Origin of the sequence: Sphingobium xenophagum NBRC 107872, from assembly GCF_000367345.1 — a bacterium.
Lineage (GTDB): Bacteria > Pseudomonadota > Alphaproteobacteria > Sphingomonadales > Sphingomonadaceae > Sphingobium > Sphingobium xenophagum.
In genome coordinates, this window is the sequence record NZ_BARE01000016.1 from 82833 (window position 1) to 101438 (window position 18606).

General features: G+C 61.5%; 18 protein-coding genes and 2 pseudogenes. 8 read left to right on the forward strand and 12 right to left on the reverse strand.

Annotated elements, in window-relative coordinates:
• Positions 1-972: 972 nt before the first annotated feature.
• The 6 genes from paoC to istA all read right to left on the reverse strand — a co-directional run bounded on the left by paoC (position 973) and on the right by istA (position 6931).
• Positions 973-3183: an aldehyde oxidoreductase molybdenum-binding subunit PaoC gene (paoC, locus tag SX1_RS09140; RefSeq protein ID WP_019052760.1), complete on the reverse strand. Its 2211-nt coding sequence runs from the start codon at positions 3181-3183 to the stop codon at positions 973-975.
• The gene (locus SX1_RS09145; protein WP_019052761.1) at positions 3180-4133 is read right to left on the reverse strand and encodes an FAD binding domain-containing protein; all 954 of its coding nucleotides are present in this window, start codon (positions 4131-4133) and stop codon (positions 3180-3182) included. The genes paoC and SX1_RS09145 overlap by 4 nt, the downstream gene beginning before the upstream one ends.
• Positions 4130-4762 (reverse strand): aldehyde dehydrogenase iron-sulfur subunit PaoA, encoded by a 633-nt coding sequence (paoA, locus tag SX1_RS09150; RefSeq protein WP_019052762.1) that lies wholly within the window; start codon positions 4760-4762, stop codon positions 4130-4132. The genes SX1_RS09145 and paoA overlap by 4 nt, the downstream gene beginning before the upstream one ends.
• A 425-nt stretch (positions 4763-5187) precedes the next feature.
• On the reverse strand, positions 5188-5379 hold the full coding sequence (locus SX1_RS09155) for a hypothetical protein (RefSeq protein WP_019052763.1): 192 nt from the start codon (positions 5377-5379) through the stop codon (positions 5188-5190).
• 104 nt (positions 5380-5483) lie between these two features.
• On the reverse strand, positions 5484-5684 hold the full coding sequence (locus tag SX1_RS09160) for a hypothetical protein (protein ID WP_019052764.1): 201 nt from the start codon (positions 5682-5684) through the stop codon (positions 5484-5486).
• Positions 5681-6931, reverse strand: a complete 1251-nt coding sequence (gene istA / locus SX1_RS09165; RefSeq protein WP_019052765.1) for an IS21 family transposase — start codon at positions 6929-6931, stop codon at positions 5681-5683. Before istA ends, SX1_RS09160 begins: the two co-directional genes overlap by 4 nt.
• On the opposite strand from istA, the gene SX1_RS23765 reads away from it, so the two are divergent.
• Positions 6819-7862, forward strand: coding sequence for an ATP-binding protein (locus SX1_RS23765; RefSeq protein ID WP_086012670.1), 1044 nt, complete (start codon positions 6819-6821; stop codon positions 7860-7862). The genes istA and SX1_RS23765 overlap by 113 nt on opposite strands.
• A gap of 49 nt (positions 7863-7911) precedes the next feature.
• Positions 7912-8370 (forward strand): MFS transporter, encoded by a 459-nt coding sequence (locus SX1_RS24210; RefSeq protein ID WP_026149618.1) that lies wholly within the window; start codon positions 7912-7914, stop codon positions 8368-8370.
• Here SX1_RS24210 and SX1_RS09180 read toward each other — a convergent pair.
• Positions 8359-9456, reverse strand: coding sequence for an IS630 family transposase (locus SX1_RS09180; protein WP_019052766.1), 1098 nt, complete (start codon positions 9454-9456; stop codon positions 8359-8361). The two genes, SX1_RS24210 and SX1_RS09180, sit on opposite strands and share 12 nt — an antisense overlap.
• 120 nt (positions 9457-9576) lie before the next feature.
• Here SX1_RS09180 and SX1_RS09185 point away from each other — a divergent pair, with 120 nt between their 5' ends.
• Together SX1_RS09185 and SX1_RS09190 are read left to right on the forward strand one after the other, a co-directional pair.
• The gene (locus SX1_RS09185; protein ID WP_026149619.1) at positions 9577-10158 is read left to right on the forward strand and encodes an MFS transporter; all 582 of its coding nucleotides are present in this window, start codon (positions 9577-9579) and stop codon (positions 10156-10158) included.
• A gap of 8 nt (positions 10159-10166) precedes the next feature.
• Positions 10167-10760, forward strand: a complete 594-nt coding sequence (locus SX1_RS09190; protein ID WP_019052767.1) for an NADPH-dependent FMN reductase — start codon at positions 10167-10169, stop codon at positions 10758-10760.
• A 112-nt stretch (positions 10761-10872) separates the two neighbouring features.
• Here the strand turns inward: SX1_RS09190 and SX1_RS09195 are convergent, their stop codons facing one another.
• Positions 10873-11553, reverse strand: coding sequence for an NIPSNAP family protein (locus SX1_RS09195; protein ID WP_019052768.1), 681 nt, complete (start codon positions 11551-11553; stop codon positions 10873-10875).
• Positions 11554-11570: 17 nt separating this feature from the next.
• Positions 11571-13727: a TonB-dependent receptor gene (locus SX1_RS09200; RefSeq protein ID WP_081609945.1), complete on the reverse strand. Its 2157-nt coding sequence runs from the start codon at positions 13725-13727 to the stop codon at positions 11571-11573.
• 364 nt (positions 13728-14091) lie between these two features.
• Here SX1_RS09200 and SX1_RS09205 point away from each other — a divergent pair, with 364 nt between their 5' ends.
• Positions 14092-14985 (forward strand): LysR substrate-binding domain-containing protein, encoded by an 894-nt coding sequence (locus tag SX1_RS09205; RefSeq protein WP_019052770.1) that lies wholly within the window; start codon positions 14092-14094, stop codon positions 14983-14985.
• Positions 14986-15214: 229 nt separating this feature from the next.
• On the opposite strand, the pseudogene SX1_RS22550 reads toward SX1_RS09205, so the two are convergent.
• Together SX1_RS22550 and SX1_RS23775 are read right to left on the reverse strand one after the other, a co-directional pair.
• Positions 15215-15481 (reverse strand): annotated as a pseudogene (locus SX1_RS22550) (transposase); the annotation flags it as partial.
• Between the two features lie 47 nt (positions 15482-15528).
• Positions 15529-15741, reverse strand: a pseudogene (locus SX1_RS23775) (hypothetical protein); the annotation flags it as partial.
• Positions 15742-15822: 81 nt separating this feature from the next.
• Here SX1_RS23775 and SX1_RS22555 point away from each other — a divergent pair.
• Both SX1_RS22555 and SX1_RS24655 read left to right on the forward strand, forming a co-directional pair.
• On the forward strand, positions 15823-16491 hold the full coding sequence (locus SX1_RS22555) for a transposase (RefSeq protein ID WP_052310898.1): 669 nt from the start codon (positions 15823-15825) through the stop codon (positions 16489-16491).
• A complete protein-coding gene (locus SX1_RS24655; RefSeq protein ID WP_052310899.1) occupies positions 16488-16700 on the forward strand; it encodes a transposase in 213 nt (70 codons plus the stop codon). The genes SX1_RS22555 and SX1_RS24655 overlap by 4 nt, the downstream gene beginning before the upstream one ends.
• A 204-nt stretch (positions 16701-16904) precedes the next feature.
• On the opposite strand, the gene SX1_RS22560 is transcribed toward SX1_RS24655, so the two are convergent.
• A complete protein-coding gene (locus SX1_RS22560; RefSeq protein WP_052310900.1) occupies positions 16905-18038 on the reverse strand; it encodes a TonB-dependent siderophore receptor in 1134 nt (377 codons plus the stop codon).
• Positions 18039-18509: 471 nt separating this feature from the next.
• On the opposite strand from SX1_RS22560, the gene kdpF reads away from it, so the two are divergent.
• A complete protein-coding gene (kdpF, locus tag SX1_RS22565; protein ID WP_019052772.1) occupies positions 18510-18599 on the forward strand; it encodes a K(+)-transporting ATPase subunit F in 90 nt (29 codons plus the stop codon).
• Positions 18600-18606 lie beyond the last annotated feature (7 nt).

The window sequence follows — 18606 nt, forward strand, 5'->3', positions numbered from 1 at the left end:
TGCGCTTGTTGGGCGTTCACCTGGTCAGGTTCGACATTGGCTGCGTTTTGATCCCTGCTTCAACGCGGAGGCTGCAAGGTGGATATTCTTGTCTGCCTTGCGCTCGACCGGAAATTACTGGAAGGCGATTGGCGTCTATCACAGTCCGACGACGTGGCGGCAGAGACGCTATCTTAATTCGGTAGCTCGCCATATGCGGACGAGATACGGAGATGCTGTCTTTCGCCCGTGATAGGCAGGACGTGACCTTGATTTACCAAACCGAGTGCACCGTGTGTTTCGTCAGTGGAATATGCTTTACCCGCAGATGGCGCAGCGAAGTCGATCCCCAAGTCACTATGAGGATGAACGATGCTACGTGCCGTTGCTAAGCTAAAGCATCTTTCGCCGCAGCGAAATAATTCGCCTGCTGTGAAATTATCCAGAGATTATGATGGTTTCGACAGGGATGGATCGCTTGGATAACTAAGAATCAATCCGAATCTAGGCTAATAGTTCTGAGAAAATGTAAATAACTATAATTTTTTATTGTCAATTGTCTGAGTATTATTAAGTTTTAACATGCAATAATTGCAGTAATCACATAAGAAAAGTTGACTCTTCTATAAGGCGGGCTACGCAATAGCCATGGATGCTCCTGCGCCCGGTCCGATCGAAAGCGCCGAAAACGGCCAGTTTCTCGTCGTGGAGGCGGGGCGAGGTGTGCATGTCCGTTGCGACGATGCCGGAGATCGCCTGGACGGCGACCCAGATGCGCGCTGGCGGACAGGCATGAACTCCAAGGCGATTAGCGTGGAGGCGCAAAGCAGTGATGGCGAAGATCGCCCCCGCGTCCCCACCTCGGCGCGATTGCTGGGGTTGCAGCAACCGGCATGGACATCGGGATGCCATTTTTTTGGTACGCCTAGGGGACGAGCAGGATCACGCGTCGACCGGCGCGATCATTGGCTCTGATACGGACAAGACTGGCCGTCAGGCGATCGCCGGCAATCCCTCCAAGTGCTTGTCGAGCGTTATGGGGTATTCGCGAACGCGAACCCCGGTGGCGTTGTAAATCGCATTCGCGATAGCGGGCGCAACGCCTGTCAAACCGAGTTCGCCCACCCCCTTAGCCTTGACCGGCGAAATGGTCGGATCGACCTCGTCGATGAAGAAAGCGTCGAGGTGCGGCACGTCAGCGTGAACCGGCACCTCATAGCCGGCGAGATCGTGATTGACGAAAAAGCCGAAACGTTGGTCGATCGCCATTTCCTCCATCAAGGCGGCCCCGATTCCCATGGTGATACCGCCGATCACCTGGCTGCGCGCCGTCTTGGCATTGAGGATGCGGCCCGCCGCGCATACCGCCAGCGCGCGCCGCACGCGGACCACGCCGGTATAGGCATCGACCGCAACCTCGGCGAAGTGCGCGCCGAAGGTCTGCTGCTGGAATTGATCCTTCAGCTTGTCGAACTCCATAACATCCTCGACCAGCAGATCGCCGCCCTTGGCCGCATCGGCGAGAGGCACCGACCGGTTGCCGCTCTTCACGCGCCCATCGCTGAAATCCACCTCCGCCGAGTTGAAGCCGAGTCGCTGCGCCACCGCTTCGCGTAGCTTCACGCACGCGGCATAGACGCCGGCCGTCACCGACGGTGCGCCCTGCTGCCCGCCCGATCCGGGCGTCTCCGGGAAGGTGGAATCGCCCAGCTTCACGACGATGCTGTCCGGCGCCACGCCCATCATCTCGGCGGCGGTCTGCTGAACGACCGTATAGCTACCCGTGCCGATGTCGGTCATGTCGGCCTCGATCGTGATGATGCCCTTGCCGTCGAGGCGGGCACGCGCGCCCGACTTCGCGATCTTGCCGGCGCGGATCGCACCCGCCATACCCATGCCGATCAGCCAGCGGCCTTCCCGCACCTGACCGGGCTTGGCATTGCGCCGATCCCAGCCGAACTGCTCGGCGCCCTCGCGCAGGCACTGGATGAAAGGCCGGGTCGAGAAGGGCTTCGACGGATCCTCGGGATCGACCTGCGTATCGTTGACGACGCGCAGTTGCACCGGGTCCATGCCAAGCTTTTCCGCCAGCTCGTCCATCGCGATTTCGAGCGCCATCAGTCCCGGCGCCTCGCCCGGCGCGCGCATCGCATTGCCCTCCGCCAGATCGAGCGTGGCGAGGCGCATGCGTGTCAAGCGGTTGGGGCCCGCATAGAAGGTGCGTGTGGAGGCGACAGTCGGCTCGGTGCGGCCGCCGGGCAGGTTGCCGGACCAGCTCTCGTGACCGATCGCCGTCAGGCGCCCGTCACGCCCGGCCCCCAGCATGACGCGCTGGATGGTCTTCGGGCGGTGGATCGTGGTGTTGAACATGATCGGCCGCTGCAACGCGATCTTCACCGGCCGGCCGACCACCCGCGCCGAGATCGCCGCGAGCGCGAGGTCCATCTGCACCGTGCCCTTGCCGCCGAAGCCGCCACCGATGAACGGCGAGATCAGCCGCACATTCGCCTTGGGTATGCCGAGGATCAGGCCCAGATCGCGCGTGCCCCAGTTCATCTGCTGGATCGAGGTCCAGCAGGTCACGCGCTCGCCGTCCCACTTCGCGATCGTCGCGTGCGGCTCCATCATCGCATGCGCCTGATCGGGCACGGTATAGGTCTCGTCCACCTTCACCGCCGCCGCCGCGAACGCCGGCTCGAAATCGCCGACGCGCTTCTCGTTCGGGCCGCCGAACTCGCCCTGGGGCGGCACTGGCGCGCTGCCTTTCTGCGCGGCGAGATCGTAGCGGCCGTCGGTCCGCGCATAATCCACGCGGATCAGCGCGGAGGCGGCGCGCGCCTGCTCGAACGTCTCGGCGACGACGACGGCGACGGGCTGGTGGTAATGATCCACCTCGGGTGCTGCGAGCATCTTCTGGACGTAGAATTTGCCGACGCCGGGCTTTCCGGCATTGCGGTAGGTGACCACCCCAATCACGCCCGGCGCGGCCTCTGTCAGCGTCGTATCGATCGCGGTTATCCGGCCCTTCGCGATCGCCGCGCCGAGGATGTAGCCGTAGGCGGCGTTCGGCGCGACGTCCTTATATTCATAGGCATAGGTCGCGGTGCCGGTCGTCTTCAGCCGCGCCTCGTAGCGATCGAGCGGCTTGCCCAGCACCTGCATCCGGTCGGTCGGGTTGGCGCCGGCTGGCGTGTCGAACTTCATGCGGCGTTTCCTTCCGCGATCACGGCGGCCAGCGTGCGCGTCGCCAGCGGAACCTTGAAGGCGTTGTCGTGCGTGGGTTTCGCATCCGCGAACAGGCTGGTGGTGACGGCTGCCGCGCCCTGCGGCATCGCGGCCTCGGCCGCCTCGATCCGCCATGGCTTGTGCGCGACCCCGCCGAACGCCACCCGGCCGGTGCCGTCCCACTGGATCACCGCTGCGACCGAGACGAGCGCGAAGGCATAGGAGGCGCGATCACGTACCTTCTCGTAGACATGCCTGCCGCCGAGCGGGCGCGGTAGGGTAACGGCCGTGATAAGCTCGCCGGGCGCGAGATTGGTGTCGATGTGCGGCGTGGCGCCGGGCAGGCGATGGAAATCGGCGATCGGGATGGCGCGCGGCTCGCCTGCCGCGTTCACCGTCTCCACCGTCGCATCCAGCACGCGCAACGCCACCGCCATGTCGCCGGGATGCGTGGCGATACACTGGTCGCTCGCCCCGATCACCGCCAGTTGCCGCGAATAGCCGGCGATTGCCGCACAGCCCGATCCGGGCTTGCGCTTGTTGCAGGGCATGTTGGTGTCGTAGAAATAGGGGCAGCGGGTGCGCTGGAGGAGATTGCCCGCCGTCGTCGCCTTGTTCCGCAGTTGCCCGGAGGCGCCGGCGACGATCGCGCGGGCCAGCACGCCATAATCGCGCCGCACGCGCGCATCGCTGGCGAGCGCGGTATTGCTGACCAGCGCGCCGATTTTAAGGCCGCCCTCCCCGGTCTGCTCGATCCGGTCGAGCTTCAGATCCTGCACGTCGACGAGGTGCGTCGGCGTCTCGATTTCCAGCTTCATCAGATCGATCAGGTTGGTGCCACCGGCGAGAAACTTCGCGCCTGGCTGGCCGGCCACAGCACGCGCGGCCTCGGCCGGGGTCTTCGCCCGCTCATAGGTGAACAGCCTCATACTCTTGCCTCCGCGACGTCCGCCATGGCTTCGGCAATATTGGAATAGGCGCCACAACGGCAGATATTGCCGCTCATCCGCTCGCGCAGTTCCGCGTTGGTCGGCGTCGGCGCCCGGGTAAGCTCCGCCTGCACGTGACTCGGCACGCCGCGTTTGATCTCATCGAGCACCGCGACCGCCGAGCAGATCTGGCCCGGCGTGCAATAGCCGCACTGATAGCCGTCATGCTTCACGAACGCCGCCTGCATCGGGTGCAGTTTCTCCGGCGTGCCGAGGCCCTCGATCGTGGTCACCTCATCGCCCTCATGCTGAAGCGCAAGGCTGAGGCAGGAATTGATCCGCTCGCCGTTAACGATCACGGTGCAAGCACCGCACTGGCCGTGATCGCAGCCCTTTTTAGTGCCGGTAAGGTGCAGGTGCTCGCGCAGCGCATCGAGCAGTGTGATCCGAGGGTCTAGCGAGAATGCCTGGCCCTTGCCGTTCACGACGAAGCTGACCTTGTGGTCGGCTGGAGCCAGAGCTTTGGGCAAAGGCTGAGCCTCGCTGACCCCGGCAGCAGCCAGAGTGGCGGTCACCGCACTACTCACGAGCACGCTCCGGCGCGAAATCTCATATTCGCCTTCTTCCATATTGAACCCTTTGCGTGATTCGCCAATGAACAGAGGCGGTTGTGGGCTGCCGACCGGCACGGCCCAGGCGCATGTCCGCAGGCACCATAGTTAAAGCGGTTGAACCTCGATCTGTGTCCCCGTGCAATTTGACGGTGCGTTGATACCACCGAACCCATCTTTGCACGGGCATCATTGCCTGGGTTGACGATCGTCGCGTAACTATCTGATTTGATTAAGCGAAGGTTGTTTACACCAATCCTCACGCCAAAGGCGAAATATCTGCGGCGTTGCTTGGGCGTTGCTTGAACCGGCCAAGGTCGGCAAAATGCAGTGCGCCATCGATGGCTACGGGGGGGGGGAGAATTGAAACGCGGATCGCGCTGGAACTGGCTCCCCATGTCTACCTGCGTCCCGATGAACTGTGAAAAGCGCAGTCTCTCCGGTCAATCCCAGTCCTTGTCGGGCCGCTTCATCGCTGCGTGCAGCAACCCGGCCGCCATGAGGCCGGCCGCTGCTACGACAAGTCCCAGGGACATCCCGATCGCGTGCTCGTCGCGAAACACATAATCGGCGATCGCGGCGACGAGCGTTACCCCAACCCCGAAGCCGACAAGCGTGCCGGTCATCAGATACATGGCAGTGACCTGACCACGGAACTGGTTGGGCGTGATGTGATAGATGGCAACGGCTGCGAGGCCAGATGGAAACCCGCCCAGGAAGGCAATACCGGCAATACCGACTATCCGCAGCCAAGGCAGGGGAGCAAAGCCTCCTCGAGCAGCAGTTGTTCGACCAGCTCTAGCCCGGTGATCTCGCCGCGATCGAGGCGGGAGACGCAGATGTCGACGACCTCGATGGCGCGCGGCATTTTGAGGCCGACCATACTGATCTTGATGCGATCAAGCAGCGACGCTGTCGGATCGGGAAGAAGCGAGTTCATGCTGTTGCTCCCGATGCCGCCAGTTGCTGACCGATGGCGGCGTAGAAGTCGAGTGAGCGGCGCGTGACCAGTTCACCGGTGAAGCCATGCGGGATCGGGTTTTCATCTTTGGGCCGATATTGGCGCCGGTGGCCTTCCAGAAGCGAGCGCTGTCGCCGCCCCTCGAGCAGTGGATGTCGTGCGATCAGCCGATCGTCTTCGAAGATCTGGATTTCGTCCGCCAGGCTGTGGACCTCGACCACGCGCCGTCGTGTCGCGTCGGGCACCGAGTAATAATTGCCGCCGACGCTCACCATGCCTTCATGACTGATCCTCCGTTCGAGCTTGAGAACCGCGCCGAACGGGATCAGCGGCAAGAGCTGCAGTGTCGGCTGCTCCTCGGCGAACGCCTCGTTGACAACACGACCGGTGGAGGCGTGAACACGCGGGTTGGCGACGTTGCCAAGCCAGTTTCCGAACTGGAGGTTGAGATCATCGAGATCGCGGAACGTGCCGCCCAGGAAGAAGTCTTCACGGATGTAGCGGAACGGCCGCTCGACCTTGCCTTTGGTTTCGGGCCGATAGGCGCGGCAGGCTTTTGGCAGAAAGCCGTAATGGCGAGCGAACTCGCCGAGCGTCCGGTTGTAAACGACGCGACCATCCTCATCCTCGCCCAGAACGGCCGTCTTCATACGATCGTAGAGGATTTCCCGGGGCACGCCGCCGATCGCCTCGAACGCGGCTCTGTGGCACGCCAATACGGTCTGCATCGTTTGACGCTGGGCGAAGCGCCCCCAGATCAGCCGGGAGAAGCCGAGCACCATCGAGAACAACCACACGATCTGGACGCTGTCCGGCGCGCTGGTAAATCGCACCCGGAACTGAGCAAAATCGACCTGTGCCTGTTGCCCGGGTGGCGTCTCGAAGCGCACGGCGAAGGGGCTGCCGCCGCCTGCCGGTCGCAATGCGCGCACCGTATCGCGTACGGTGCTGTAGCCGCCGGTGTAACCACGCTCGCAAATCTCGCGCAAAAGGCGCCGCGCGCTCAAACCCGGATAGGCCTCAAGCCTCGCCTTCAAATAGTCCATCCAAGGGTCAAGCAAGCGGTCGCTTGGCTGCCGGGGCCCGTACGTCGGCACCTCGAGGCCACGCGCGATGTATTTACGGACGGTCTTGCGGTCGATCCCGACCTGGCGGGCGATAACGGCCACCTTCAGACCTTGGCGATGTAAATCCAGGATCATTATCAGATCTCCAAGCTTCTTCATCGTGGCGCGCCTCCCGTCAGGAGGATCATGCCCGATATTTTTGTTTTGGCCCTTGTCCGGGGCTCGCCCCGGACAAGGGCCAATCAGAAGAAGTGGGGAATTTTCAAATGTCCGTTCCGGGGCATTTTACTCCGCCATCAACAGCGAGGATCGGCGGATCCGGACCGCTTTGCGGATGGGCCGGCTCAATACTGTCAAAACCCTCACCGGATACGACTTCTCGTTCCAGCCCTCGCTCGACAAAGCCCGCATCCTGGCGCTGGCCGAACTGAACTTCGTCGCGCGCTGCGAGGTCGTCCACCTGCTGGGGCCGCCTGGCACCTGCAAAAGCCACCTTGCCAGCGCACTCGGTCCGGAAGCCGTCAAAGCCGGCAAAAGCGTCTCGTTCATCACGCTTGCAGACTTGATCGGTGCGCTTGCCAAGGCCGAACGGGAGGGCTCGCTGCGCGAGAGGATCTGTTGCGCGACAAGACCCGATCGTCGCGCATCCCTGCTCTGGCTGCGGCGTGGCTTCCAGGACTTGGTATCCTCAGAAAATGAAGGGCTGTCCCGCACAAAATTGACGGCGATTTCGGCGACCCAATCGCTACTGTCGGCGCACACTTTGTGCTCGATCACCGGGTTGCGAAGGGGCGGTCATGGGGCAGGATTTGCAGCAGGTACGACATTCGTCGCAGTGCCATCCAATAAAGGAGATGCGGCGGCAACTGCTGATCGGCTTCAGCCGCCATGGCCGCATCCGGTTCGAGCCTGGACGACCGTGGTCGTCCTACTGGCCGCCTCCGCCCTCGCGTTTGTCGATCGCCAGATTCTTTCCCTGCTGGTCGGACCCATTCAGCACGACCTCCACATCAGTGACACCCAGTTCAGTCTGTTGGCGGGCCTCGCCTTCATTCTCTTCTATACTACAATGGGCATTCCTCTGGCCTAGATCGCGGACCGGCCTCCCGCAGGAATCTCATTGGGGTCAGCTTGGTGGCGTGGAGCGCGATGGCGGCGGCCTGTGGCTTTGCATCGAACATGACCGGATGTTCGCCGCGCGCGTCGGCGTCGGCATGGGGAAGGCGGAGCTCGCGCCCGCCGCCTACTCGATGATCTTGGACAGTTTCCCGCCAGAGCGCCGCGCGCCTGCAATCGCGGTATTCAGCGTTGGAACCATTCTTGGAATCGGTACGGTCTTGATCGCTGGCGGTGGGGTGACGCAATGGGCGACCGACGTGCCCTCGATAAAGCTCCCGCTGGTCCGTGAGCTGCATGGATGGCAACTGGCCTTCATTATCGTCGCTTTGCCCGGCGCCTTGCTCACGCCAGTGGTCCTGGCGTTGCGCGAACCGGCGCGGCAGGGCGCCGGGAGGGCGCTGGATGGTGCTGCCATATATGCGGTTACGTTTCTTCGCCGCCATGGCGGTTCCTTCCTGTTGCTCATTCTAGTCACCTGAATCCGAAGTTCGGCTCATTGTTTTCTGACAGAAGCGCCTAACCGAGGCGAGGATATCGTCGGCGGATTTGACCCACTTGTAGGGCTTGGGTCTTTCGTTGTGAGCGGTGATGAAAGCGACGATATCGGCTTCGAGTTCGGCCGTTGATCGGTGGACGCCTCGCTGCAACTGCTTGCGCGTCAACTCGGCGAACCAGCGCTCGACCTGATTGATCCACGATGCCGACGTCGGCGTGAAGTGTACGTGCCAGTGCGGGCGGCGTGCCAGCCAGGCCTTGATCCTGGGCGTCTTGTGAGTGGCATAGTTGTCCATCACGAGGTGGACCTCAAGGCCTTCAGGCATGGCTGCATCGATCTGCTTGAGAAAGTCGAGGAACTCGGTCGCGCGATGTCGCCTGTAGCATTTTCCGATCACGGCGCCGGTGGCAATATCGAGCGCGGCGAACAGCGATGTCGTGCCGTTGCGGACGTAGGTATGGGTGCGCCGCTCGGGCACACCAGGCGCCATGGGCAGGACCGGCTGCTCGCGATCGAGGGCCTGGATCTGCGATTTCTCGTCTACGCATAGCACCACCGCGCGGTTCGGAGGCGACAGGTAAAGACCGACAATGTCTTGCACCTTGTCGACGAACAGCGGATCGCTCGACAGCTTGAACGTCTCCGACCGATGTGGCTGCAGACCGAATGCGCCCCAGATGCGCCGGATGGTGGTGTGCGATAGTCCGACCTCGGCTGCCATCGAACGGATTGACCAATGCGTCGCGTCCTTGGGCGTGGTGTTCAGCGTGCGCTCGATCACCTGCGCCACCTGCGCGTCGCTCACCGTGCGCGGACGGCCCGCCCGATACTCGTCGGTCAGGCCTTCAATCCCGGCTTGCGCAAAACGGCGACGCCATTTGCCGACCGTATGCTCGTGAACCCCAAGTCGCTCGGCAACCTCCTTGCTCTGCAGCCCGTCCGCGCACAGCAGTACCATCCGGCAGCGGTCCGATAGTGAACGCGGGGCCTTATGACGCCGAACCTGCGATTCCAGGAACATGCGATCAGCTGCACTCAAAACCAACTTGTCCGCCTGACGCCCGACCATCCATGCCTTCTGCGCTCAACAAGAAGCATATACAATGTAGCTTACTTCAGTTCCAGGTGACTAGGCTATGGCCTCATTGCGGCTGCGTTCGCTTGCTACCTCACCTGGACGCCTGCCGGGATGACCCGGGCTTATGGCTGGAACATTGCGTTTGTGGGCATGTTCTTTGGAGCCATGGTCCTGATCTTCACCGGCGGGGGCGTCGTGTTCGCTGGGTGGTGCGTCAAGATCCAGCAGGCCCGGGGCCGGCAGGATGCCGTTATCCGCGTGAGCCTCGCCGGCGGTTTGCTCGCCCTTCCTTTTGCTGCGCTCGGGCCACTGGCACCGGACGGCGGGTGGGCCGCTGCTGCGCTTGCCGGTATGTGCCTCGGCTGGGGAATGATCCAACCGCTGGCAGCGACCGCTGTTCAGGCGATTGCTCTCAACCGGCTGCCCGCCCGGCTGGCGGCACCCTTTCAATTGTTGATGATGAATATTATCGCCTTTGTTGTCGGTCCGACCGTGGTGGCCTTGGTCAGCGATCATATCTATGAGGATCCCGCCAAGATCGGTTTGGCGCTCGCCATAGTCTCGGCCACTTGCATTCCGCTTGGCTTGTTAGTGTTGTTCGCAGTGCGCTCGGCCTATGCCCGGCTTGTCGCTGAGGAAACCAGTGCAGCGCTAGCGGCACCCCTCACGACTTCATCGCTTACAGAGGAATAAAACCTGTCATGCCGCTTCTCGGTGTCATCATATGCAGCACCCGGCCAGGCCGGGTCGGTCCCGCCTTTGCGACCTGGTTCGCTGAGGCTGCGACCGCGCACGGGGCTTTCGATGTGACCCTTATCGATGTGGCCCAGCTCAACCTGCCGCTCTTCGACGAACCGAAGCTTCCGAGTCTGCGCGAGTACACGCACGATCATACGCGAGCCTGGAGCGGGATCGTGATGACCCTTGATGCGGTGGTGTTCGTCTCGCCCGAATATAATCATGGTCCGCCGCCCGCGGCCGTCAATGCCCTGAGCTATCTGGCGCGGGAATGGGCCTATATGCCCGCAGGTTTCGTTGGCTATGGTGGCCTCGCTGGTGGCGCTCGCGCGATCCAGACGCTGCGACTGAGCACGAATGCATTGCGCATGATGCCAATGCCTGAATCCGTCCTGTTTCCGAATTTTTCGCAGCATCTTGATGCGAATGGACAAGTGAATGCGCAGGATACGTCCCGGCAGGTCGCCGGCAGGTTGCTTGACGAGTTATCGCGCTGGACCGGTGTCCTGGCCCAACTTCGCGCTTCCGCCTTGGGACGAGACCACGCCGATGGCTGACCCCGGATGCTCGGTTCAGCGAACCGGTTCGGGCGGCCCAGTCTGCTGGCGGGTGTTGGTTTCCGCCCTCGCTAGCCGGGCGGTAAACGCGCGGATACGTTGAGCGGCCGCTTCAGCGGGGAGGCGGGTTGCCAGGTATCTGGGAATAGCTTGCTCGCTCGAGCATATATCTGTCCACTGAATCGACCAGACCTGGGTATGTGCCTGTCGCTGAGGTCCGGATCGCTTGAAGCGGTGCGTCGTCGTCATAGGCGCGGAGACCGGTTCGTCGCGTGGCGGCATCCGGCCAGCTGACGAACAATGCGGATTGCGGTAGTGAACCGAAGGCGAGATCGAACCCGCCGAACAGCGTCGCGCCCGCGCCTTCCAGCGCCGCGGCCTCCGCTGCAAAGGTCACCGGCTTGGACTCTGTACCGGCCCGTGCGCGCAGTCGGAACAGCCACAGGTCATCCAGGGACGTCGCGGATGAACAGAATTTGAACCTTGCGTCGGCCCATGGCTCCATGATCGTCACTTCGGCATTTCGATTGATCTCGAGTGACGGGTCGCGCGCTCGCAGCGCTGCCCAATCCGGCAGAAACGATCGCCAGGCATCGGCGCGGGTCTGATAGTCCGGCCAGGCGAGCATCCAGACATATATGGGTATCCCGGGACCGCTGACGGCTTCCCAGGCACCGACAATTTCCTCAAAACCGTGCTTCCTGAACATCGGCATAAGTTCAACTGTCATGCGATGATGCATGATCGGCATGGAACCGGGGGCCAAAGCGTACCGGCGCAGTTCATAAATCATATGCGGGCTGACCTATCTCAAAGATGAACGTCGAGCGTGAGGCCATAGGTCGCCGGTGGCGCCGGGCTGCCATAGTCTCCGATGGCGGAGGTCTGCACAAAAGCGTCGTACTTCGTGTCGGTGATGTTCTTGCCCCAGAGCCGGAGTGACCATTTTTCGGACGGCGGCGTATATTGCAGTGCCATGTTGACGACGCCGTATGCCTTCTGCCGAGTTCGATCATCGACCTCCGGCGTCCAGTTATAACCATCATTATACTGATAGTTCCCACTCCATTGGAGCGAACCGGTTGCCAGATCGACCGTATATTGCGCGCCCAATGTGGCGGTGAATTCGGGTGCTTGAAACAAGGGCCGGCCGGAAAGTTCGGTCACGACGGTGGTGTTGCCGCCGGCCGGATTGCGCCGGGTTGCGGGCGCTCCCGTAAAGTTGAGGAATTTCGCATCGAGCCACTCGAATGCGCCTTGAATCTTGAGATTGTCCGTGACGATGCCGTCGAACGAGAGATCGACACCCTTGATCCGCGAATTGGCGGCGTTGAGAATGCGTATCAGCTGGCCCTGGACGACCACCCGGACCTGCATATCCTTATAGTCATAATAGAATGCCGCTGCGTTCAGTCGAAGGTGGCCCTGCAACAGCTCTGATTTCACGCCGGCCTCGACATCATCGATGACCTCCGGACTGAAGGAGGGGTCGCCGGGCCCTGCGGTATTGAAGCCGCCTGCCTTGAAGCCGCGACTATAGCTCACATAGGCCATAAGATGATCAGTGAGCTGATAGTCAAGCGCCGCCCGATAGGTGAGCTTGCCCCAAGAATCCTTCTGATCGCCGGCGCCGAAGACCGCACCTGCTTGCGGATAGCTCGCTCCGAAAACATGTTTGCGATCCTTGGTATATCGCGCCCCAAGCGTCACACGCGCATCCCGGAAAATGTCGAATGCCGCTTGACCGTAAACGGCATAGGAGTTGGTGATCACCGTGCTGTTGATATCGTAATATGCGCCGCGGGCTGCGCTGGGCGGGGAGATTATGATCCGGACGGGATCATAGCCTGAACTGTTCTTCAGGAAGAATGCCCCGACGATCCAGCTCACCTTCGACGATTCCGGAGAAATCAGCTGCAACTCGTCCGACCAGGTTTTCGAGAATACCCGAACCGGCTCCTGCTCCACGAGGATCTGGGGTGTGGAGTCATAGTCGGCCCGAAAAATGTTCCGGTTGTGCTGATAGGCCATAACGTTCTTGAGCGTCGCCCAGCCCATGATCTGCACGGCTGTCAGGCTGCTGATCACCGCTTTGTTGCCGTAGTCGCTTCGCCTGTTTTGGCTCACATCATAGAAATCGCTCGGCGCGGTGGTCATGCCATCGAGCCCGCGCGAGCCAGGGAGCAAGCGGGTCGCGAGACCGACCTGACTGCGATACTCATCATAGAGTAGGCTATAAGTGACCTTCGTCGCGTCGCTGGGCTGCCACAGCCATTTCGTACGCGCTGATTTGCCGTTGGTGACGAATACGTCTTCGCCGGTTACGCGGTTCGTGCCCCATCCTTCGTTTTGGTTCTGATAGTGCAGCGCGATATCCGCCGAGAGGTTCGCCGCGACTGCCGTCGTGGCGTACGCCTCGGCGCGAATGGTGTCGAAGTTGCCATAGGTCATGCTGCCGTCAAAACGGGGTGCCGCCGAGGGCTCCCTGGTCACAACATGAACGACCCCCGCGAGTGCATTGCGTCCGAACAATGTGCCTTGAGGACCAGACAGCACCTCCACCCGGTCGATACTCGTCAGCTCGGACATATTTCCGCTGATGCTGGCGATATACACGTCGTCGAGGTAGAAGGCGACGGCGCCCTCCGAGCCTGCGGCACCCGTGCCCAGGCCCACACCGCGCAGGAATACTAGGCCCGCATTGGTGCTCCGATTGTACTGAAAGCCCGGCACCACTGCGTTGAGCTCGACGAGCCCGTCCACGCCGCGTTCTTCAGCGGCCTTGTCGGTCAGCGCACTGACGACGATCGGCACCTTCTGAAGGTTCTCAGACCGGCGTTGGGCCGTGACGATAATTTCTTCGAGAACTGCCTCTTTCGGGGACTGAGGCTCCGTTTGGGCATGGCCCCCAACAGAGACGGTAAAGGTGCTTGCTATCCCTGCCAGGAAAAGATGTCTGTGGCGCATGTAAAGTTCCCCCTCCTAAATTTGCGTCCGCACTCGCCCGGCACATTTGTGCTTCAGGCCATGTGGAGCCCCTTTCCCAGAACGATCCGACACGATCGTCTGGCTGGGCGCTGCATTGACGTCGATAAAGGACTGCTCCAGTTTCGAGGCGCTCGCCACGCTAAAATCTGGGCGCGCTGACTCACAAAAGCTGCTGCTGCCACGCCGTCGGGCGATTACCCTGCGGCTCGCCGATTGATTTGCCAGTGCCGCAGCCCTACAAGATTGCTAGTCGAGCTTGCGTGCCAGGCGGTCAAACCCGCCGGTCCTATCGATGACGACGAAGCAAAGGACCTCGATGGCAAGTAATCGTCAGCTTCCCCCAATGAACGCATTGAAGGCGTTCGACGCCGCAGCGCGTTGCGGGGGGTTCACTGCGGCAGCGTCTGAGCTATCCGTCAGCCCCGGCGCGATCAGCCGGCACGTAGCGAACCTGGAGGCGTATTTCGGCGAACTGCTGTTCGAGCGGCACCATAACGAGATCGAACTTACCCCAGCTGGCAAGCAGTACTCCGCCCGGATCCGCCCGGCGCTGGACGTGATAGAGGATGCCAGCCGAAGGATTATTGAGGGGTCTAATCCTCGCCATGTTCATGTCACCTCCTTGCCGGGTATTGGCAGGGACTGGCTCCTGCCACGTCTTACGGAATTCACGCGCGCGCATCCACGCGCGGAGATCGAATTGTCTACCAAGATGGCACTGATGGAAGAAGTGAACTTCGATATCGAGGACGTCGATATCGCCCTGCACTATAATATCATCGATATGTCGTCTCAATACAGCTATTTGCTGTTCGAGACAGAACTTCAGGTCGTGTGCAGCCCGGCACTTCTTGAGCGTCCTTCCGGCATCAAGTACGAACGCGACCTTCTGCAGCACACCCTCTTGTACAGTCTCCACGGCCTTACCCTTTGGCGTCAGTGGTTCAATGCCGCCGGTGTCGATACGCAACTCTCCTCTCGCAGCCTCAGGTTCGGGGACGGTTCGCTGGCCATGCAAGCCGCCGTCAGCGGACTGGGCGTCGCCCTTGGAGAGACGGCTTTCATCGAAGGCGATATGCGCGCCGGTCGTCTCGTCTCGCCGTTTCCGTTGAAGATTCGCACAGGCAACAAGTTCTTCATGAGCGTAAACCCGGCCCGTGCGGAGATTCCGTCGGTCAAAGCATTTCGCGACTGGGTTCTCGCAACGGCCCTCAAAAGCGGCGCCACGCAATTGTAAATGAAAGTTCCGGCGGCGTCCCGCTCGCCGGTTCGCAAACGGCAGAGTAGGGCGCACGTCCTCTGCATTCGAAAAGGGTGCTTGTCCCACGAGCCAAGCCCGGCCGTGGAGAGACCCGGCTGGTCGAAAAATAACCGGCTAGGTAGCATATGCAGACTAGGCACTTCGGCTTTTGGGACGAAATGCCTTCCAATGCGAATGCCGCAATTGGAGTGCGATATCGGATGGTCCTCATTCGTAGCCGCCCCCATCCGCGATCGTGCTTTTTTTGAGCAGGCGGTTGTCCAGCGTCAGGTGGTCGGCCAGGCATTCCGTCAATACGCGGACTTTGCGGCGCAGGTCCTGCATCTCACCGGTGGTCGCGGCACGGGCAGTGTCGCGGGCAGGCGGCGCTTGCCCGCTTTCGTGAGTTCCTTCGACCAAGTGTAGTCAGGCTTTGCGCGATGCATTCCTTGCGACACAATTCGGCGATGCTGTCTTCCCCGCGCAGGCCATCGGCGCCGCAATCCCCGTGTCATTCAGCCTACAGACAATTGCATGAGGGCTGAGGCCGTTTGCGAACTGTCGGAAAACCTGGCGAATGACTTCCGCTTCGGCGGCATTGATGCCCCGTTCACCGTGGACCGCTTCTCCCTCGCTGGAGAAGCGCCGCACTACATAATAGCCATAACAAAGGCTACCGCCAGATTCCCTTCTCGATGCGGCCTCGGAGCCCGCGATGGGTCTTCTCGGCAAAATCCATGAGGAACAGGGCATTCATCGTGCCCTAACAGCCCGTTGACGAAGTCGGGGTGATCTGATTCAGCCTTGGCAGGGCGAGGCGAGCGGACTGTAGCGATGGCGATGAGGCGTGATGGTGATGTGCAGCCGGATCTGACCGTGTCGTGGTCGGATATACCGCGCTCTCCCGGGCACGCCTTTTACGACAAGCTTCAGAAGCTGCTGGTGGATGCTGGGTTCGACCGCTTTGTGGAAGAGGCCTGCCAAGCATACTACGCGCCTCGGATGGGGGCGCCATCGGTGCCGCCCGGCCGCTACTTTCGGATGCTGCTGATCGGCTATTTCGGAGGCATTCACTCCGAGCGTGGGATTGTGTGGCGGTGTTCGGACCCGCTGTCGCTGCGCGAGTTTCTGCGGCTGACGACGCGGGAGAAAGTCCCCGACCATAGCTGGATGTCGAAGACCCGCAGCCGGCTGCCGCACGAGGTTAACGACCAGATATTTGCCTGGGTTCTGGGGCTCGTGGCAAATCATGAGCTGGTGAAGGCAGAACGGATCGGCGTGGATGGCTCGACGATGGAAGCCAATGCGGTGCTGCGCACGATCGTAAAGCGCGACACCGGCGAGACGTATCGCGAAATGCTGACGCGGATGGCCAAGGAAAGCGGCATTGAAACGCCCACGGCCGACGACCTGGTGCGCCTCGATCGCAAGCGCACGGGCAAGAAGCTGTCGAACGCGGATTGGGAGAGCCGACCGATCCCGACGCCAAGGTCACCCGGATGAAGAACGGTTCCACCCGGCTTGGCTACAAGCCCGAGCATGCGGTCGACCTCGACACGGGCGTAATCGTCGCAGCGCCAATCCATCCTGCGGACAAGGGCGATACGAACACCCTCGACCCGACGCTGAAGGCGGCTGCGCGCAACCTGGCAGCCATCGGCCTGGAGCCAACACAGGGGTCGGTTCCGGCTGAGGGCGAAATGACACCCTAAGCGAAACGGCAAGAAGGGGTGGGGAGCGGACATCGCGCCCCCGCCTTGCGTCATCCTGAACTTGTTTCAGGATCCATCGGGCGATTGGTGCCGGAGCGTGGTGGCTCGTGCCGCCATCTCGGTTGGCCGATCATAAACTGGGCTTTCGGATTGATGGACCCTGAAACAAGTTCAGGGTGACGGCTGATTTGGGGTGGGGCGCGGTCATCCGTCATCCCGGCGCATGCCGGGACCGTGGGCAAGTCTTGAGGCGATAGCTATCGCCAGGGCGCCCGGACGTGAGGCTGCTTCTAAAGACAGCCCACGGTCCCGGCATGCGCCGGGATGACGACCATTGGGAACGTCTGCAACGGGGCGGATGCTGCCCTTCACCATTCCGCCGGATGGATGTCGATCAAATGGATCAAATGTCAGTGAGATCCTCAGGGTACATCCCACGTCGTCGTTGAAATGATGGACGATGTCGCCGAAAATCTGACGGTCGATGACGTTCCAGCCAGCCCAGTCGGGGCCGCTATTGGCCGATCGGGGCAGGTCGATGCGGGTGCCGTCGGTATAGTAGAGCGGCAGCGCCCCCCAGGTCGCGCCGCGGCTCTGATGGTCCTGATGACCGTAGCCGAGCGTCAGCGTCGTCTGCGGGCCAAGATCGGCCTCGACGATGCCATAGCCAGTCCAGCGGCGCAGGCCGTAGCGGTCGAGATAGCTGTCCTCGTCCAGATAGGCGCCTACCGCGCGGGCGCGGATGCTGCCGTCGTTGTTCAGGGGAACGCTGACATCGGCGTCGAGGCGCAGATGATCGTAGGAACCATATTGGGCGCTGCCGCTCACCTGAAATAGTCTGGTCGGGCGCTTGCGGATGAAGTTGACGACGGCGGAAGGGTTGCCAGTGGAGGAAAGCAGCCCCGGCGCGCCGCGCACTACGTCGATATGATCATAGATTGCCGTGTCGATCGACCCTGTCTGCACCTCGAATGCGAAGGGCAGGCCGATGCCGTCGATCTGGAAGGTCTGGATGTCGAAACCGCGGGCGGAATAATAGATACGGTCGGTCTCCTGCGCCTGCACCTGAACGCCCGGTACAGTCTTGAGCAGATCGTTGATGTCGTTGAGCTGGAAATCCTCGATCTGCGCGCGGGTAACGACGCTGACTGACTGCGGCGTTTCACGCTGTGACAGCCGGAAGCGCATTGTCGTCGTTTGCTTCTTCACCGCATAATCATCCTGCCCCTCAGTGCGCGCGCCGGTGACGATGATCTCCGTCTCCCCAGGCACATTGGGAGCTTCGGCGGCCGGGACGGCGGCAGCGGTGGCGGCGAGGATGGTCAGCAAGGCAGGCATGAGAGAGCGGGTTCCCCTTTCGGTTTCCCGCTGCCTAGCCATGCACATCCGATTCTGCAAGTCATTTGCATTAGCATATTGGGATGGCATCTCATGGGATGCGAACGACTACAGACATCCCGTCCCGTTCGTGAACCTCAACCAACCAATCTTGGTTTTGCTGGGCACCGCCCCAGCGGCCAGGCATCGGACAAGCTGCGGCAGAACGCCCCATCCTAGCGACCTTCGTACCAAAAATACGCCGATCATATGCAAATACTATGCGTTTGCTATTTTCCCGCTCTCGAATTCAAACGCGGGCCTGCCCTAGTTGAAACGCTGCACACGACTCGGTGCCGCGCTTCCTGCGACCCCGACGCCGTGCGGGAGATTTTACATGCAGGACATCCTCTGGATCGGCCTCACCCTGGGCTTGCTGGCGGCGACGCTTGGCTATGCAGCCCTTTGCGATAATGCATAAGGGGGCCGGCCATGACCATCGACCTCTGGCTAGCCGCGATTACCGCAGTCGGTCTTCTTCTTTATCTGGTGGCCGTGCTCGCACGCCCCGAACGCTTCTGATCGGGAG

Bases quoted from the DNA above. Each gene is read 5' to 3' on its own strand.
- paoC (WP_019052760.1), bottom strand. From the start codon at position 3,183: ATGAAGTTCGACACGCCAGCCGGCGCCAACCCGACCGACCGGATGCAG.
- SX1_RS09145 (WP_019052761.1), bottom strand. From the start codon at position 4,133: ATGAGGCTGTTCACCTATGAGCGGGCGAAGACCCCGGCCGAGGCCGCG.
- paoA (WP_019052762.1), bottom strand. From the start codon at position 4,762: ATGGAAGAAGGCGAATATGAGATTTCGCGCCGGAGCGTGCTCGTGAGT.
- SX1_RS09155 (WP_019052763.1), bottom strand. From the start codon at position 5,379: ATGTATCTGATGACCGGCACGCTTGTCGGCTTCGGGGTTGGGGTAACG.
- SX1_RS09160 (WP_019052764.1), bottom strand. From the start codon at position 5,684: ATGAACTCGCTTCTTCCCGATCCGACAGCGTCGCTGCTTGATCGCATC.
- SX1_RS23765 (WP_086012670.1), top strand. From the start codon at position 6,819: ATGTATTTACGGACGGTCTTGCGGTCGATCCCGACCTGGCGGGCGATA.
- istA (WP_019052765.1), bottom strand. From the start codon at position 6,931: ATGAAGAAGCTTGGAGATCTGATAATGATCCTGGATTTACATCGCCAA.
- SX1_RS09180 (WP_019052766.1), bottom strand. From the start codon at position 9,456: ATGGTCGGGCGTCAGGCGGACAAGTTGGTTTTGAGTGCAGCTGATCGC.
- SX1_RS09185 (WP_026149619.1), top strand. From the start codon at position 9,577: ATGACCCGGGCTTATGGCTGGAACATTGCGTTTGTGGGCATGTTCTTT.
- SX1_RS09190 (WP_019052767.1), top strand. From the start codon at position 10,167: ATGCCGCTTCTCGGTGTCATCATATGCAGCACCCGGCCAGGCCGGGTC.
- SX1_RS09195 (WP_019052768.1), bottom strand. From the start codon at position 11,553: ATGATTTATGAACTGCGCCGGTACGCTTTGGCCCCCGGTTCCATGCCG.
- SX1_RS09200 (WP_081609945.1), bottom strand. From the start codon at position 13,727: ATGCGCCACAGACATCTTTTCCTGGCAGGGATAGCAAGCACCTTTACC.
- SX1_RS09205 (WP_019052770.1), top strand. From the start codon at position 14,092: ATGAACGCATTGAAGGCGTTCGACGCCGCAGCGCGTTGCGGGGGGTTC.
- SX1_RS22555 (WP_052310898.1), top strand. From the start codon at position 15,823: ATGGCGATGAGGCGTGATGGTGATGTGCAGCCGGATCTGACCGTGTCG.
- SX1_RS24655 (WP_052310899.1), top strand. From the start codon at position 16,488: ATGAAGAACGGTTCCACCCGGCTTGGCTACAAGCCCGAGCATGCGGTC.
- SX1_RS22560 (WP_052310900.1), bottom strand. From the start codon at position 18,038: ATGCCTGCCTTGCTGACCATCCTCGCCGCCACCGCTGCCGCCGTCCCG.
- kdpF (WP_019052772.1), top strand. From the start codon at position 18,510: ATGACCATCGACCTCTGGCTAGCCGCGATTACCGCAGTCGGTCTTCTT.